Consider the following 15,608-nt stretch of genomic DNA (forward strand, 5'->3'; position numbering starts at 1 on the left):
TCGTCAAAATTTTCCTAAATCTAACTCAAATGAAGACTTTTTTTTATAGTGTTAAGGAATTTGAAAAACAATACCTCATTAACGCCAATCAGGATAAACACGAAACTAATTTTAGTAATCAAAGTTTAGCAGTCGAAACCGCCATTTTATCTGCTGGATATGATGCAATTTCTGTTTTTACGAATGATGATGCCTCCGCAGAAGTGTTACAATTGCTACGAGAATCAGGTGTTAGATATATTGCTACACGGTCGGTAGGAACAGACCATATCGACCTTGTAGCAGCCAAACAAATGGATATTAAGGTTGGAAACGTACCTTCCTATTCCCCCTATTCAATTGCAGAACACACTATCGGAATGATGTTGGCATTGAACAGAAAGTTAATTGTAGCCAACGAAAATGCTCATCAATATCAATTCGACTTAGCTCCACTCATTGGTTTTGATATGCATCAAAAAACGGTTGGCATTATTGGTTTAGGGGAAATTGGTTCTATTGTCGCTAAAATTTTAAATGGTTTCGGTTGTAAAGTATTGGTTTATGATGTCAAACATGATTATACCAAAGCCTTAACCCAACATTTTGCGTATGTATCGCTAGATACACTTTATGCAGAAGCTGATATTATTACTTTGCATTTGCCTTTTACTCCTCAAACAAAGTATTTAATCAACAAAGAGAGTATCGCTAAAATGAGAGACGGTGTAATGTTGATAAACACAAGTCGTGGAGGAATTATTAATACCAAAGAAGTACTTGAAGCTTTAAAAACAGGAAAAATAGCCTATTTAGGTTTGGATGTTTATGAAAAAGAAAGAGGTATTTTCTTTAAAAACCATAAACCTCATGAGAAAAAAGATCAGCTTCTATTATCATTAATGCAATTAGAAAATGTATTAATAACTGGTCATCAAGCATTTTTAACCAATGAGGCTTTAACAAACATTGCAGATAAAACCATCGAAAATTTAAGTGATTGGGAAAACGAATATTATAAAGAATGTAATTCAAAAATAGGAAGAGTAGCAGTCATTGAAGAATTATTACATTAGTTTTAGGGTGAATATTCATGAAAAAGGCTTCCGAATTCGGAAGCCTTTTTGTTTGTTTCTATTTGTTTTATTTACACAAAAACGATGGCAAACTAAATGTTGAGTTCAAAGTAGCCGTGTTATCAATCCATAAATCGTTCTGATAATACCAAATTCCACCAAGATTAAACATAAAGTTGTATTTTTCTCCCCTATTTAAAAGAGTAGTCTGTGCAACCAATTTATTATCAGCCGTTGACTTTAATACCCCAATACTTGTATATCCTTTTCCATCTTTCAAATCTGCTGCTGCTTGAACATCACCAATTTTGAATGCAAAACCATTATCACATTTAGGAGTAATTGTTATTTTAACATAATTGATAGGACTTACCAAAGCAACATCAACATTTGTTACTGCATTCACGTTTGCACAACTTACATTGAGTGTTTTTGTGAAAAGTGTTTTTCCTGTAATACTTTTTGTTGTTACAGTAATGTCAGATGATGTTGGTGTATTCCCTCCTATTTGACCTTGCACAAAAAGCTTACAATTTAATGTTGTACCCAAACCATGAGATTCATTAAACAATACTCTTCCACTATTATCCACCACAGTTGTATGGATTGTTTCTCCGACATAAAGAGGGTCATTTAAAACATTTAGTTTAAGACTTGAACATTCCGATAATAAATCACCACAGTAAAATTCTGTTAAATGATTTACCGATGCTACAAATTCCAACAAATTTCCATTTCTCTTAACCGTACTTGTACCTTCATATTTCAAGGTTTTAGTATCTTCATCATAGCTTGCAAAACTTAAAACATCTCCTTCTTTAATATCCTGTCCTGCTGAATTTTTGGTACCTACTCCAAACTGAAATTTAATTTCAATTGGTGCTGAAAATGTTTTTACTTTCTGGCTACTCTCATTAGAAATTTCAGCACTCACTGCTGAAATTGGGTTGATACTAAAGTTTGGAATAACATTATCATTTTTGTCAACTACTTTCATCCCCGCTTGTTGCTTATTTACAATTACGCTCGATTTTTTAGGGTCAACTTGTATCAATACAACATTCAATTTTCCAGCAACAGGAATTCCGGCAGCATCTTTTATGGTAATTCCTCCATTAATACTTAATGTAGCAGTATGGCTACTTCCAGCCAAAGCTGGTGTAGTTATTTGGATAACTTTTGTGGTTTTCCCAGTATTATCTGCATCTTCAGCTTTTTGAATCACCGTTATACCAGCAGGTGGTGTAGCAATTTTAGTGACTTTAATGACTATTTTTTGTTCATCATTACTGGTAATCTCTACAGGAGTAATTTCTTTTAAATAGCCTTCGCTCTCAGTAATAATCGAAAATTTAATCGGTGCCGAAGGGCTAACAACAGTACCCGGTTTTAATGCCAAAATCATGATACCATTTTTAGGTTTATAGACTTTTTTATTAAAACTATCTACTACTTTCGAAGAATCCTTCCCTCCTATACGTACACTCATTGTATTGGGTACTTCTCCAATATTATTATTTGCTTGAGAATATTGTACAATAATACTTGAACCAGTAACAGCATCTGGAAATTTAAACTGAACACCCTCTAAAGGTGGCGTGCAGGAATAGCTTATTGTGATGGCAGCAAAAATCAAAATTGCATAATTAATATATTTTTTCATCTTCTGAAATGTCGTTTTAAGTTAAATTTCAATGAACGATTGTAAACCGTAATTACCTTGATTTAAAATTAGATTCTAACTCTGATTGAAAAAGATAATTTAGGAATAAATGAATAGTTCTTCACATTATTCTGAATACTGAGGATATTCGCATCAGTGATAAGTGTCTCAACAACTCCAGAACGGTCTAACGCTAATTTAGGCGAACCAGAATAATAAGTACCTAGTTCAAAACCAAAACCAACACGTCTTTTAGGAATTGCTCTACCAAAGCCAAAACCTACATAAGGACGAATCGCATTTCCAGTTACTTTAAGATTCGCTTTCCCAAAATCTTCAGCATCCATTTCAAAGTCTGAAGCAAACTTAAAAGTACCCGTTTTGATGGTTGGTTCAGCCATTACTTCAGAATCACCTGTTCCGTAAGCTAATCCTCCTACTAATTTGAAAGACCTGTTTTTGAATGGATGATAATCTACTAGAGCATCTATCAGTATTGATTTTACTTTTGGAGTAACATCAATATCAGAAGCATCATCGCCAAGCGAAATAGTGATGGGTGGAGTAACAAACATACTTACATCAAAATAACTAACACCAATTCTGAGGTTCAAGGAATTGTCTAACTTTAATGCTTGAGCTATTTCTCCGCCAAAACCCATTGTTCCAAATTGGATACTTATGGAATTTTTTCCGTATTGATGTCCCCTCAGAATTGGTGGTTCTTGTGATGAAGGAATGGATTGTGCCGTTACTTGGCTAGTTATGCCAAATGCAATTAGAAAGTAAAAGAGTTTTTTCATACAGAGTTTTATAAAATTGTTTAAAAAAGTTCAAATCAGATTTGGCAATTTTAATAAAACCAAAACCAGAATTAATCTTTAAATTATTGTGCCAACTACTTCGAAGAAGCCTACTAAGGAGAGATGAGAAAAATAAGATTATTAAATTTAGGGTAAAAATAATCACATAACAAATAAAAACTACGCAAAATGTTTAATTATTTATACTTATACGTTCAGCTTTGTTAAACAAAAGAGGAGCTAACAAAAAGCTAACTCCTCTTTTAAAATAAAAATATGATTGTTTAATCAAAGAACTTTCCCCAATAAACGATAAAACTGATGTTTGTGCAAGGTAAAGTCTTTTTCAAGCATTTCGAAGTATTGATTTTCTTTAGTCATTAAAAAAATAAAGATTTAGTATTCATTCTTTATTACTTATTCACGTTCTTTGTCTTTTACTTAATGTATTAGCCTTTGTTTTTTAGTAGTTTTGTGTAAAAATAAATTTAGATTTTATTTGAATAGTTTTAGGTTATCAAAAAGTGTTTAAGTACTATTTGTCTATCACATTAAAGATTTGTAATTTTGAAACTGAATAAGTACTATTGTTGCTTTTGTTTAAATTAAAAACAACATTAGCTATGCACTTATCACATATCTCTCATTATGTATATTCTCGGAATTTCTGCTTTTTACCATGATTCTGCCGCTGCTTTAATTGAAGATGGAAAAATCATTGCTGCAGCTCAAGAAGAACGCTTTACAAGAAAGAAGCACGATCCTAATTTTCCAACAAACGCTATAAAGTTTTGTTTAGATTTTGCAGGTATTGACATTAATCAACTTGATGCAATCGTTTTTTATGATAAGCCTTTACTCAAATTCGAGCGATTATTAGAAACATATTATGCTTTTGTTCCTAATGGTTTACGTTCGTTTATTACTTCTATGCCTGTTTGGATTAAGGAAAAACTATTTCTTAAAAGAATTATTAATGAAGAATTAGTAAAAATAGGCTTCAAAAAGGGGCAAAACTCGACTAAACTTTTATTTCCTGAGCATCACCTTTCTCATGCGGCAAGTGCTTTCTATCCTTCTTCTTTTGAAAAAGCTGCTATTATCACAATTGATGGTGTTGGAGAGTGGGCTACTGCTTCTATTTGTTTAGGCGAAGGCAAAGATATTTCCATTCTTAAAGAACTTCACTTCCCACATTCATTAGGATTACTTTATTCTGCTTTCACTTACTTTTTAGGCTTTAGAGTGAATTCAGGAGAGTATAAACTAATGGGATTAGCTCCTTATGGAAATCCAGAAGCAAAGGAAGTCGTTGAATACGTAGAGATTATCAAAACAAAGTTGGTTAGCATAAAGGATGATGGTTCTATTTGGCTTGACCAAGATTACTTTGACTATGCTACAGGTTTAAAAATGGTTAATGAAGCTAAATGGGAAGTGCTTTTTAACATGAAAACTCGTAAGCCTGAAGACCCAATCGAGTCAAAACATTGTAATTTAGGACTTGCCATCCAGCAAGTAACTGAGGAAGTTGTGGTACTTATGGCTCAAGAAGCTAAAAAAATCACAGGTGCAGAATATCTCTGTTTGGCTGGAGGTGTTGCATTGAATTGCGTTTCCAATGGTAAATTGCAAAAACAAAATATTTTTAAGGACATTTTCATTCAACCAGCAGCTGGAGATGCAGGTGGGGCACTTGGTGCAGCATTAGCTGCATTTTATATTTATTACGGTAATGAAAGAGTCATTGACTATACTACTGATGCAATGAGTGGTTCTTACCTCGGCTCTGAAATTTTAGCTCATGAAGTAGAAGCTGTTGCAAAAAAATATAAAGCTGTTTATCAAAGATTTGACTCTTTTGATGAATTAGCGTCAGTAACTGCCGAATTACTTTCTAATGAAAATGTTGTAGGCTGGGTTCAAGGTAGAATGGAATTCGGGCCAAGAGCCTTGGGTGCTCGAAGTATTTTGGGGGATCCTAGAAGTGAGGAAATGCAGAAGAAACTAAATTTAAAAATTAAATATAGAGAATCCTTCCGTCCATTTGCACCATCAGTAATGGCAGAACATGTGGCTGATTATTTTGATTATTCTGGTACATCTCCTTATATGCTACTAGTACATCCTGTCAATGAAAAAATCAGGAAACCATTACCAGCAAATTACAGCGGATTTGATTTAAGAGAAAAGCTTTATCAATTGCGTTCAAGTTTACCTTCTATTACTCATATTGATTTCTCTGCAAGAATTCAAACAGTTCATAAAGAAACTAATCCACGTTATTGGTCTTTAATAAACGCATTCAAACAACTAACTGGTTATGGTGTGATTGTAAATACAAGCTTCAACGTACGTGGAGAACCTATCGTTTGTACTCCTGATGATTCGTATCGTTGCTTTATGAGAACTGAAATGGATTATTTAGTTGTAGGTAATTACCTTTTCAGTAAAAAGCTTCAACCTGCATGGCAAGAAAAAGATAACTGGCAAGAAGAGTTCGTTCTAGACTAGAATCTTTTCTCAAGATTTATTTTAAGATAGCAAAGTATAAATTTTAACAATATTTCAAATGGATTTTATTAAAGACCTTTTAGGATTTTTAAAGGAAAGAAAAAAATGGTGGCTTATGCCAATTATAGTCATTTTGTTGCTTATTGGTGTAATTATTGTTATTGGAGGAAGTTCTGCCATAGCTCCATTTATTTACACTTTGTTTTAGTAAACAATTAAATATTTAATGAAAGATAAAATAAAAAACATTGTCGTTTTTCCTTTATACTTAATTCTAGTAATAGTTATAGCACTTGAGATTATCTTACGTGTTTATAATCCTTTTGCTGCGAGAGTTAAAGGTTATGATATAATACTTCCAGTCAATGAAAAGTATGTAATTGATATGGGTAATAAACCAAAGTTTGAGTCAAAAATTATCCATACTAAAAATTCACTAGGGTTTAGAGGGGAGGAAATGCCTAAAAACATAGACTCTTATCTTAGTATTATAACAGTTGGTGGTAGTACAACGGAATGTTACTATAATTCAGATTCACTTACTTGGAGTTACTTGTTGGACAAAAAAATAAAGCAAAAATGTAAAAACATTTGGCTTAATAATGCAGGTTTAAATGGGCATTCAACTTTTGGACATCAAGTACTTTTAAAACAATACTTGGTTAAAATAAAGCCTAAAGTATTGTTTTTCTTAATTGGGATTAATGATATTGGTCGAGAAGAATTAAACGATTTTGATAGTAACGTAGTTTCAGATCAGGCATTCAACATAAAAGGATGGTTTTTGAAACATTCTGAAATTGCAAATACTATTCTTAATCTGAAAAGATCTTTAAGAGCAAAACGTAAACTAGGATTGTCTCATGACTTTGCGATAGAGCCTCTTGATAAAATGCCTCATTTAACTCTTTCTGAAAAGCAAAGTAAGGACGCTATCAATCAGCAAAAAAATACATATCTGCCTGCATACAGAAGCAGAGTGCAAAGTATTTTAGACATTTGCTTAAAAAATAATATTATTCCTGTATTTATAACCCAGCCACTTTTATATGGTCTAGATAAAGACCCTCTTACAGGTGTTAATTTAAGTACAGTAAAAACAAACGAAAATCAAAATGGGAAACTATATTGGGAAACACTAGAATTGTATAATGATGAGGTTCGTAAGATTGGACTTAAATCAGGAACATTTGTTATTGATTTAGCCCATGAAATGCCCAAAAATAGTCTTTATTTTTATGACTCTATGCACTTTACTTCTGAAGGTAACGCTATTGTAAGTGATATAATCTATAAAAAATCACTCCCATTCCTTTCTAAAAAATTTGATTCTTTTTGCAAGTAATTACAAATAAAAATTCATGGAACTAGATAGAAATAAATCTCTTGAAGCTCAATTATCCATAGTGGTAGGCTTTGGTCTGATTGCTTACTTTACTAAAAGCCAATACCTTTTACTTGGTGTTTTATCATTGGGATTAGTGTTCTTATTATTCCCAATCGTCGGATACACCGTCTCAAAAATATGGTTTAAAATAGCTGAATTAATAGGGGGTGTAATGTCAAAAGTGTTGTTGACTATTGTTTTTTTCATATTCCTTTTGCCAGTAGCAACTTTATCAAAACTATTTAAAAAGGATACTCTTGGCTTAAAAAAACCTGAAAAAAGTAATTATATCGAAAGGCATCACCTGTATTCAGCGAAAGATTTAGAACAGATTTGGTAGGTATAAAAAAGAGTAAGAGATTAACACTTTACTCTTTTTTATATGTTTACTATCAAAGAACTTTCCCCAATAAACGATAAAACTGATGTTTGTGCAAGGTAAAGTCTTTTTCAAGCATTTCGAAAGCTGACCTTTGTCGTTCATGGACTAATTCCATTTGTTCATCAAACAAAAAACTTTGTTCTTGAGCATAATCCGCAAAACGTTCTTCCTGAGTTTGAATGCCAATAAGTAAATTATCTATCACCTCTACAGCATTATTAAACTTTTGGCTGAATGTATTTACTTCCTTTAACAGCTCTTCGTCTGTGTTTTTACTCTTTACTTCTTCAATAAGCTTTTGAAAATACTTCAACTCATCAGCATAAAATGCTAATGATTCAATCCATTTCGAGTTTTCATGGTGACATACATCAAATTTCATAACATTCTAAGATTAAAGTATTTTGGATAAGCACTTATAAAAATCGTGTTTTGTGCGAATAAATTCATTTTCAAAAACTTGATAACGTTCCCGTAATGAATAATGTTGGGCATAAATTTCCTCACCTAATAAAAACTCTTTCCCCAAAGCATCATCTTCAAAACCCCATTGTTCTTGATTAATTGATTGTAACAATTCGTCAGATTCTTTACGAAGGTTTTCTAAACGGTTTTCAAATATAAAAACCTGATTCAATACTTCTAATATCGTATTCTTAGCTTTTACATCATCTATCAATGTACCAAAATATGATAGTTCTTCTCGATAAAAAGTTAAGTTTTGCAACCATTTTATATTCTCTTTGTGATACACCCCATATTTGAATACTTGGGTATCATAAACGGCATTCTCTTCATTATCCATAGTTTGTCTCCTTAATTTATTATAAATTCTATAACATAAATTTCAGCGTATTTTCAAGGACTCCCTAGTATGAAAATCATATATAAAGCTGACATATCTCAAGTTTATTTTCTTAGCATCAAGCATTTTTGTACCTTTATTTATCAAAAAAAATCTCACGATGGACTTCCCTATCAATACTATACTTTTAAAAACTATTTTAGAAGATACTCCTGCCTTTATGGGTATTTTTGACATCTCAGCCCACCGCTATGTTTTTATTAACAAAGTTGGTCTGAATATGCTTGAAGCTACCGACCTAGATGATTTTACAGATAAATACCCACATGGTTTCAGAAAAGATAAACTCAATTTTAAAACTCAGAGTAAAATCTATCAACATTTACAGGAAAACCAAACTTGGATAGAAGACACGGTTTTTGAGACAAGTAATCATCTTGAGTTCTGGGGAACTTTACAAATCTCTATGTTCGAGAATGAAGGTGTCTCGTATTACTTGGTTCGTATTAACGACATTTCATATCAAAAAAAGACAGAGCAACAATTAAAAGACGACAATAATCGCTTTGAAGCATTGTTTATGCACTCTGCCATTGGATTAATTATGGTTGACCGTGAAGGGCTAATCATTTTATCTAATCGTTTTGCCAATGTTATGTTTGGCTACGAACAAGGTGAATTAGAAGGCAAACAATTGGAAGTACTTATTCCACAAAATATTAGAGAAAAGCACCGAGAAACCTATACAAATTATACTAATAAGCCACAATCAAGACCTATGGGGATTGGTCTTGACTTGAAAGCTCGAAAAAAAGATGGTACGCTGTTTCCAGTAGAAATCAGTTTAAGTCATTTTAAATCTGGCGATAAACCTTATTACATTTCCTTTATCAATGATGCTACTTTCAAGAAAAAAGCTGAAACCGATTTATTAATCAAAACTACAGAAATTCAGAAACTTAATAATAGCCTTGAAAAAGAAGTAGTGAATAGAACGAATGCATTGGTGGAAACACTCAAAAACCTAGAACAATCTAAAAAAGAACTGGAAGTAGCACTGAATAAAGAAAAAGATTTGGGCGAGCTTAAATCTAGGTTTGTTGCCATGGCTTCGCATGAATTCAGAACTCCACTTACGGCTATCCTTTCGGCAGCTTCCTTGATTGAAAAATATACAAAAACTGAAGACCAAGAAAAAAGAGAACGACACACCCAACGAATAATGAATGCCGTTGGAAATTTAACAGATATTCTTGAAGAATTCCTTTCTGTTGGTAAACTTGAAGAAGGAAAAGTAAATGCAAAATTGGCTGATTTTGAATTACCAAAACTGGTAGAAGAAAGTACCAACGACCTTAAAAATATGCTCAAGAAAAATCAACAAATAGTGTATCAACATTTTGGTGAAACTTCTGTTTGTTTAGACAAATCTTTATTCCGAAAAATCATTATCAATTTAGGGTCAAATGCCATCAAGTTTTCAAGTGAGAATTCTGTCATCAATATTTCCACTGAAAAACTAGAAAATATACTTATATTGAAGGTAACTGACCAAGGCGTTGGGATTTCTGAAGATGATCAAAAACATTTATTTGACCGTTTTTTCAGAGGTGCCAATGTTACCAATATTCAAGGAACAGGCTTAGGTTTACACATTGTAGCTCGTTATGCCGACCTTTTGAACGGAAAAGTATTTGTTGAAAGTACGCTGAATAGAGGAACAACTTTCAGCATTAAATTTGATTTGTGATTTTACAATAACCATCATCTCGAAATATAATTATTTTTTACTTTTAGTAGAATCTTTCTAAAAGCTAAATAACAAGAAAAGCCATTAAACACTCCACAAATGAAAACAATACTCCTTATAGAAGACAGTGACGACATCAGAGAAACAACCGCTGAAATTTTAGAACTTGCAAGCTACAATGTTCTTACTGCCGAAAATGGAAAAGTAGGAGTTGAACTCGCCCAAAAGGTAAAACCAGACTTAGTGATTTGCGACATTATGATGCCTATTCTGGATGGCTATGGTGTGTTACATATTTTTAGCCAAAACCCTGAATTACAAAATATTCCATTCATTTTCTTGACGGCAAAAGCTGAACGTTCTGACCATCGGAAAGGGATGGAAATGGGTGCTGATGATTACTTGACAAAGCCTTTTCAGGAAATTGAGTTGTTGAATGCCATTGAAAGTAGATTAAAAAAGATTGATAATCTTTCAAAATCATTTAAAAATACAGAATCAGCATTAGAAGAACTCTATCAACAAGCTCGTGAATATGTTGATATTAATTCGCTTTCTAAAGATAGAAAAGTATCGAATATTAAGAAGAAACAATTGATTTATACCGAAGGCGACGAACCGATTAAGTTTTACTTCTTGAAATCTGGGAAAATTAAAACGTATCAGTCAAACCGAGATGGAAAAGAATTTGTAACAGGTTTATATAATTCTGGAGATTTTTTTGGACACATTGCTATTATTGAATCAACTGAATATCAAGAATCTGCGGAAGCACTTGAAGACTGTGAAGTAATCGGAATTCCTAAGAACGATTTTTTAGAATTAATTACAAGAAATCAATCTGTTGCAAATAAATTCATCAAAATATTAGCAAATGATATTCAGGAAAAAGAAAAGCAGTTGACTCAAATGGCTTACAATTCTTTAAGAAAACGTACTGCTGATGCCTTAGTGATGTTATCGAAAAAATACAAAACCGAAAAACAAGATAAATTTTCAATCAGAATTTCAAGAGATGATTTAGCTTCTGTTGTTGGTACTGCCACAGAATCACTCATCCGTACATTGAGTGATTTTAAATCAGACAAATTGATTGAAGTAAGTGGAAGCGAAATCACCATCATTGAAGAACAAAAATTGGCAAATCTCAGGGGTTAAATCAATCTTTTTCAAAGAAATAAGTCATTCCTTCCTCATCAATATCGTCATAAGTAAACATTTGTTTATGACGATATTTGAAGTAATATTTTATCAGAATAAAGTCGCCCAAACAGCCATAAGTATGTAAAATAAAAGTTGTAGCAATAAGAATTCTATACGCAGGCAAAGTAAAAAAAGCGATGAGTAAAGCCAAAGTAATGACAATAAAAGGCATCACTGCAACAATGGCATTTTCTTTTAAACTCATCACAAATTTCTGAGCATAAGCATAAACCATTAATGTTTTGGGAGTCCAACCAAAACCTACTTTCTCCGCTCCAAGTATTTTAAAAACTAATCCATGAATGCCTTCATGAATCGGTAATAAAACAAAAATCAATAGCCCAAAGGCTTCTAAAAATTGCCAAGGGTCAAGCTTTAGTACTACGATTTGTTTTCCAATAAAATAGCCAAAACCGGCACAAATCATTCCTATTAGAACAATTCCTATAATTTTTCTACCAGTTTTGGGTTTACTATTACTTGATTTATTAGCTCCTAATTCTTTCATTAGAAACGTCATCATTTCATCAATCTTGAATGATTCTACAAGTGAAAAATAATTTGGATTATGGAGCTCATCAATACTTGGCTTTTTCATAAAAAAGAAAAATGGTTGTTAGTTAACATGATAACCAACAACCATTCATGATGTTTATAAACTTAATAATTCTTTAAAACGAATTGCTTGGCGACGAGAAATTTCAATTTTATCTCCACTTTCACGCAAGGTTACTTGTAACCCCCCTGAAAACCAAGGCTCTATTTTTTGAATATATTTAAGGTTGATAATATGTTTTCGATTGGCTCTGAAAAAGGTTTTAGGGTCGAGTCTATCTTCTAAAGCATTTAATGATTTTAAAACCAAGGGTTTCTGGTCATCAAAATAAAGTCTCACATAATTCCCCATCGATTCAAACAAACGAACATTTCCTAAGCGTACAAACCAACATTTTTCACCATCTTTCACAAAAACTTGGTCATTTTCTGTTAAAACAACAGTACTATCTTTTACAGTTTCTGTAAGTTGTTTTTGACGATCAAATTCCTCTTCTACTTTCTGAATAGCTTCGCTTAATCTGTGTAATTCAATCGGTTTAAGCAGATAATCCAAAGCATTAAATTCAAAGGCTTTGATAGCGTATTCGTCGTAAGCAGTTGTAAAAATTACTTCCGGCACATATCCTTCCAAATCACTCAATAAATCAAAACCTGTTTTGCCTGGCATTTGAATATCCAAAAATAACAAATCAGGATGCAGCTCGTCAATCATCACAACCGCCTCATCAGCATTGGCAGCTTCTCCAACGATATTTATTTTAGGAAAATTCTCTAGCAAGCGTTTCAATTCGTTTCTTGCCAAACGTTCGTCATCAACAATGATAGCCTTCATATTAAAATTTATGGTTTCTGATTAGCTTCGCTTCTAATCATCTTTTTAGATTGTCACTTTCGGTTTTACAATATTAGTAATTTTTGAAAACGGAGTATCTTTTTCTGGTTCAGCAGATGGAATCGGTATCGTAATTTCAGCCGTAACAACATCTTTGGATGCTTGATAAATTCTAAATTTAGATTCTGGCCCAAAGAGTAATTCTAAACGATGTGCGGTGTTTTCTAGTCCAAAACCTCCCGAATCTGTGGTTTCTAAAATACCTGTATTACTAATAATGATTAATAAATTCTTTCCGACCAATTTTGCTTCTAAACTAACAAAACCACCTTTCACAGGTTTCGACACACCATGTTTTATCGCATTTTCTACCAAAGTTTGTAATAACATTGGCGGTACTTGTACGTGCATCGTGTCTGGATAAATATTTTTTCTGATTTGCAGACGCTCTTCATAACGGATTTTTTCCAACGCTAGATAATCTTCCACCGTTCTTAATTCTTCAGAAAGCGAAACCGTTTTTCTTCTATCTGCAAGCAAAGAACTTCTTAGAATATTAGATAATTGCGTGACAGCTTTTTGGGCTTTATCGGGTTCTTCCAAAATCAAAGCACGAATACTATTCAAAGCATTGAACATAAAATGTGGATTCATTTGTGCTCTTAATACTTTTGATTCTGTTTCTTTTACTGATGATTCTAAGCGAATTTTATCTACTTCTACCTCAGATTTTCTTTCGAAATAATGTGAAGCATAATAAAATAGCGTCCAAATCATCAATGGTTTTGCCCAGCTAAAAATAAACTGCATCACAAAAAAGAATGACCAAAGATCTCTTTCTTCTTCTTCTCGCAACAAGTAAGAATCTAATGGAATATTGACAAATGCCATAAAAAATGACATAAAACCCACCGCAACCAATATTCGAGGGATTACTCTGTCGATTGGCAGTTCTACCCAACCGTATTTTTTAATGATTTTTCTGAAATTATGAGTAATTACAATGGCTACAACAACATTTAGCAGTGCTGCAACAAACCAATCTAAAGACCAACCAAAATCATTCGAATAAATCAAAGCTTCGTTTGCCAACCAAGCCGACCAGCCGAATACTTGCAAAATCCAATATAACTTAGCTCTAGACATATTAATCTTTTATATTACACCTCAAAAATGAAATGTAAACTTCTATTTACTTCCGTTTCTTCTACCTTTTTTCAACAAATTAAGGCAATGTACTAAAAAGCAATGGAATTATTCAGTAAACGGAAAGTGGGCTTGATAAACGGATAAAAGAGGAAATGAAGAATTGAGGGAAATATGAAAGCAATAATTTTACATATTTCCCTTGAATATGATTATTCGACGATAAGGTCGTCGAGATGCGAAAGATCGTTTTCTAGCTCTACAAAAAATTTACCTTTTTCGTAATCATAAGTAAGTTTGTATAAACAAAGATTAGCGTGTTCGAAAGTATCCATTTCTTGCAGTTCACGTTCTAACAATAATGTTAAAATGATTCTGATGGCTCTTCCATGCATGGCGACTAAAATAGTTTCTTCTTCTGGACGAGATACAATTAAATCAATCACAGGCTTTTGGCGAGTAATTACATCTAAAGGGCTTTCGCCGCCTTCTGAAGGCATATCTACCTTACCATTAATCCAACTATCAATAAGTATTTTATAATACTCGTTATCGACGTCATTAGGTACTCTTCCTTCACGCACGCCCCAACTGATTTCGTTTAGCCCTTCGTGTTGTTCCCAAGGAAGTCCTTTTTCAAGAAATTTCTTTACTGATTGATGTGTTCTCTGTAAAGCAGAAGTATATACTTTATCAAAATTAATATGGTGATATTTTTGAAAAAAAGCTTCTGCCTGAGCATGCCCTAATTCATTCAATTCAGAATCAACGCCACTGCCTTGAACAATACCTTGACGATTGAAATCTGTTTCTCCATGACGGATTAAATAAACGGTCTTAATTTTGGGCATTTGTGATTGCTCGTTAGACATTGATTTGAAGGATTATATTTATGACAATTTTTTAATGGGTTAATTGCCTTTTTACAAATTATGTAAAGTTAATCAATAAAAAAATCATTTAGTTTGACTAATTTCCCGCAAAAATACAGTTTTTGAGCATAAATCAAATCATCAACATGATAAAAACATCCTATACACTCGAAGATCTTAATGAAAGAAGCAAAGGCAATATGGTTGGGCTTTTAGGAATAGAATTCACTGAAATAACCAATACTTATATTGCTGCTAAAATGCCAGTAGATGAACGTACTAAGCAACCGATGGGCTTACTTCATGGCGGAGCCTCTGTAGTATTGGCTGAATCTTTGGGAAGTATTGCTTCTTGGATGATGCTAGAAAACATTGAAACTCAAGCCGCAGTAGGCATTGAAATCAATGCTAATCACTTAAAATCAGCTCGTGAAGGCTTCGTTTATGCGAAATGTTATCCCTTAAAAATTGGCAGAAAAATCCATGTTTGGGACATTAAAATAACCGATGAAAAAGGTGATTTGGTTTGTGCCAGCAGATTAACCACTGCAATTATTGATAAAAAATAGTTAATGTTAAATTTCAAAAAACTTAAACTTTTAACATTCAAAGACTTAGAAAGATTTAGAAAAAAATTA

16 protein-coding genes are annotated in these 15,608 nt (G+C 32.7%); 8 read left to right on the forward strand and 8 right to left on the reverse strand.

Going from position 1 to position 15,608, the window contains the following annotated elements:
• Positions 1-29: 29 nt before the first annotated feature.
• The gene (locus tag HNP25_RS13430) at positions 30-1,055 is read left to right on the forward strand and encodes a 2-hydroxyacid dehydrogenase (protein ID WP_184134884.1); all 1,026 of its coding nucleotides are present in this window, start codon (positions 30-32) and stop codon (positions 1,053-1,055) included.
• A gap of 67 nt (positions 1,056-1,122) precedes the next feature.
• On the opposite strand, the gene HNP25_RS13435 is transcribed toward HNP25_RS13430, so the two are convergent.
• Together HNP25_RS13435 and HNP25_RS13440 are read right to left on the reverse strand one after the other, a co-directional pair.
• Complete coding sequence (locus HNP25_RS13435) at positions 1,123-2,718, reverse strand: hypothetical protein (RefSeq protein WP_184134886.1); 1,596 nt, start codon at positions 2,716-2,718, stop codon at positions 1,123-1,125.
• 68 nt (positions 2,719-2,786) lie between these two features.
• Positions 2,787-3,521, reverse strand: a complete 735-nt coding sequence (locus tag HNP25_RS13440; protein ID WP_184134887.1) for a hypothetical protein — start codon at positions 3,519-3,521, stop codon at positions 2,787-2,789.
• 648 nt (positions 3,522-4,169) lie between these two features.
• On the opposite strand from HNP25_RS13440, the gene HNP25_RS13445 reads away from it, so the two are divergent.
• From HNP25_RS13445 to HNP25_RS13460, 4 genes are read left to right on the forward strand one after another with little or no spacing between them, the layout of a single operon-like run.
• Positions 4,170-6,035, forward strand: coding sequence for a carbamoyltransferase family protein (locus HNP25_RS13445; RefSeq protein ID WP_184134889.1), 1,866 nt, complete (start codon positions 4,170-4,172; stop codon positions 6,033-6,035).
• 58 nt (positions 6,036-6,093) lie between these two features.
• Entirely contained in the window at positions 6,094-6,243 is a 150-nt protein-coding gene (locus HNP25_RS13450) for a DUF5989 family protein (RefSeq protein ID WP_184134891.1), read from the forward strand.
• Positions 6,244-6,261: 18 nt separating this feature from the next.
• The gene (locus HNP25_RS13455) at positions 6,262-7,380 is read left to right on the forward strand and encodes an SGNH/GDSL hydrolase family protein (protein WP_184134892.1); all 1,119 of its coding nucleotides are present in this window, start codon (positions 6,262-6,264) and stop codon (positions 7,378-7,380) included.
• A 16-nt stretch (positions 7,381-7,396) separates the two neighbouring features.
• Complete coding sequence (locus tag HNP25_RS13460; protein WP_184134894.1) at positions 7,397-7,762, forward strand: hypothetical protein; 366 nt, start codon at positions 7,397-7,399, stop codon at positions 7,760-7,762.
• Between the two features lie 52 nt (positions 7,763-7,814).
• Here the strand turns inward: HNP25_RS13460 and HNP25_RS13465 are convergent, their stop codons facing one another.
• The gene (locus tag HNP25_RS13465; protein ID WP_184134895.1) at positions 7,815-8,186 is read right to left on the reverse strand and encodes a hypothetical protein; all 372 of its coding nucleotides are present in this window, start codon (positions 8,184-8,186) and stop codon (positions 7,815-7,817) included.
• Positions 8,187-8,198: 12 nt separating this feature from the next.
• Entirely contained in the window at positions 8,199-8,609 is a 411-nt protein-coding gene (locus HNP25_RS13470) for a hypothetical protein (RefSeq protein WP_184134897.1), read from the reverse strand.
• 160 nt (positions 8,610-8,769) lie between these two features.
• Between HNP25_RS13470 and HNP25_RS13475 the strand changes: the two genes are divergently transcribed.
• The gene (locus tag HNP25_RS13475) at positions 8,770-10,359 is read left to right on the forward strand and encodes a sensor histidine kinase (RefSeq protein WP_229202863.1); all 1,590 of its coding nucleotides are present in this window, start codon (positions 8,770-8,772) and stop codon (positions 10,357-10,359) included.
• A 99-nt stretch (positions 10,360-10,458) separates the two neighbouring features.
• A complete protein-coding gene (locus tag HNP25_RS13480) occupies positions 10,459-11,517 on the forward strand; it encodes a response regulator (RefSeq protein ID WP_184134898.1) in 1,059 nt (352 codons plus the stop codon).
• A 1-nt stretch (position 11,518) separates the two neighbouring features.
• On the opposite strand, the gene HNP25_RS13485 is transcribed toward HNP25_RS13480, so the two are convergent.
• From HNP25_RS13485 to HNP25_RS13500, 4 genes are all read right to left on the reverse strand, one after another.
• Positions 11,519-12,160, reverse strand: coding sequence for a DUF3267 domain-containing protein (locus HNP25_RS13485; RefSeq protein ID WP_184134899.1), 642 nt, complete (start codon positions 12,158-12,160; stop codon positions 11,519-11,521).
• Between the two features lie 54 nt (positions 12,161-12,214).
• Positions 12,215-12,952, reverse strand: coding sequence for a LytR/AlgR family response regulator transcription factor (locus HNP25_RS13490; RefSeq protein WP_184134900.1), 738 nt, complete (start codon positions 12,950-12,952; stop codon positions 12,215-12,217).
• A gap of 45 nt (positions 12,953-12,997) precedes the next feature.
• On the reverse strand, positions 12,998-14,098 hold the full coding sequence (locus HNP25_RS13495; protein ID WP_184134901.1) for a sensor histidine kinase: 1,101 nt from the start codon (positions 14,096-14,098) through the stop codon (positions 12,998-13,000).
• 212 nt (positions 14,099-14,310) lie between these two features.
• The gene (locus HNP25_RS13500) at positions 14,311-14,970 is read right to left on the reverse strand and encodes a histidine phosphatase family protein (RefSeq protein ID WP_229202864.1); all 660 of its coding nucleotides are present in this window, start codon (positions 14,968-14,970) and stop codon (positions 14,311-14,313) included.
• A gap of 146 nt (positions 14,971-15,116) precedes the next feature.
• On the opposite strand from HNP25_RS13500, the gene HNP25_RS13505 reads away from it, so the two are divergent.
• Complete coding sequence (locus tag HNP25_RS13505; protein WP_184134902.1) at positions 15,117-15,539, forward strand: hotdog fold thioesterase; 423 nt, start codon at positions 15,117-15,119, stop codon at positions 15,537-15,539.
• Positions 15,540-15,608 lie beyond the last annotated feature (69 nt).

The sequence above is a fragment of the Arcicella rosea genome (genome assembly GCF_014204325.1).
Taxonomy (GTDB): domain Bacteria; phylum Bacteroidota; class Bacteroidia; order Cytophagales; family Spirosomataceae; genus Arcicella; species Arcicella rosea_A.

Excerpts from the sequence above, each read along its gene's own strand:
- HNP25_RS13430 (WP_184134884.1), top strand. The coding sequence starts at position 30 with ATGAAGACTTTTTTTTATAGTGTTAAGGAATTTGAAAAACAATACCTC.
- HNP25_RS13435 (WP_184134886.1), bottom strand. The coding sequence starts at position 2,718 with ATGAAAAAATATATTAATTATGCAATTTTGATTTTTGCTGCCATCACA.
- HNP25_RS13440 (WP_184134887.1), bottom strand. The coding sequence starts at position 3,521 with ATGAAAAAACTCTTTTACTTTCTAATTGCATTTGGCATAACTAGCCAA.
- HNP25_RS13445 (WP_184134889.1), top strand. The coding sequence starts at position 4,170 with ATGTATATTCTCGGAATTTCTGCTTTTTACCATGATTCTGCCGCTGCT.
- HNP25_RS13450 (WP_184134891.1), top strand. The coding sequence starts at position 6,094 with ATGGATTTTATTAAAGACCTTTTAGGATTTTTAAAGGAAAGAAAAAAA.
- HNP25_RS13455 (WP_184134892.1), top strand. The coding sequence starts at position 6,262 with ATGAAAGATAAAATAAAAAACATTGTCGTTTTTCCTTTATACTTAATT.
- HNP25_RS13460 (WP_184134894.1), top strand. The coding sequence starts at position 7,397 with ATGGAACTAGATAGAAATAAATCTCTTGAAGCTCAATTATCCATAGTG.
- HNP25_RS13465 (WP_184134895.1), bottom strand. The coding sequence starts at position 8,186 with ATGAAATTTGATGTATGTCACCATGAAAACTCGAAATGGATTGAATCA.
- HNP25_RS13470 (WP_184134897.1), bottom strand. The coding sequence starts at position 8,609 with ATGGATAATGAAGAGAATGCCGTTTATGATACCCAAGTATTCAAATAT.
- HNP25_RS13475 (WP_229202863.1), top strand. The coding sequence starts at position 8,770 with ATGGACTTCCCTATCAATACTATACTTTTAAAAACTATTTTAGAAGAT.
- HNP25_RS13480 (WP_184134898.1), top strand. The coding sequence starts at position 10,459 with ATGAAAACAATACTCCTTATAGAAGACAGTGACGACATCAGAGAAACA.
- HNP25_RS13485 (WP_184134899.1), bottom strand. The coding sequence starts at position 12,160 with ATGAAAAAGCCAAGTATTGATGAGCTCCATAATCCAAATTATTTTTCA.
- HNP25_RS13490 (WP_184134900.1), bottom strand. The coding sequence starts at position 12,952 with ATGAAGGCTATCATTGTTGATGACGAACGTTTGGCAAGAAACGAATTG.
- HNP25_RS13495 (WP_184134901.1), bottom strand. The coding sequence starts at position 14,098 with ATGTCTAGAGCTAAGTTATATTGGATTTTGCAAGTATTCGGCTGGTCG.
- HNP25_RS13500 (WP_229202864.1), bottom strand. The coding sequence starts at position 14,970 with ATGTCTAACGAGCAATCACAAATGCCCAAAATTAAGACCGTTTATTTA.
- HNP25_RS13505 (WP_184134902.1), top strand. The coding sequence starts at position 15,117 with ATGATAAAAACATCCTATACACTCGAAGATCTTAATGAAAGAAGCAAA.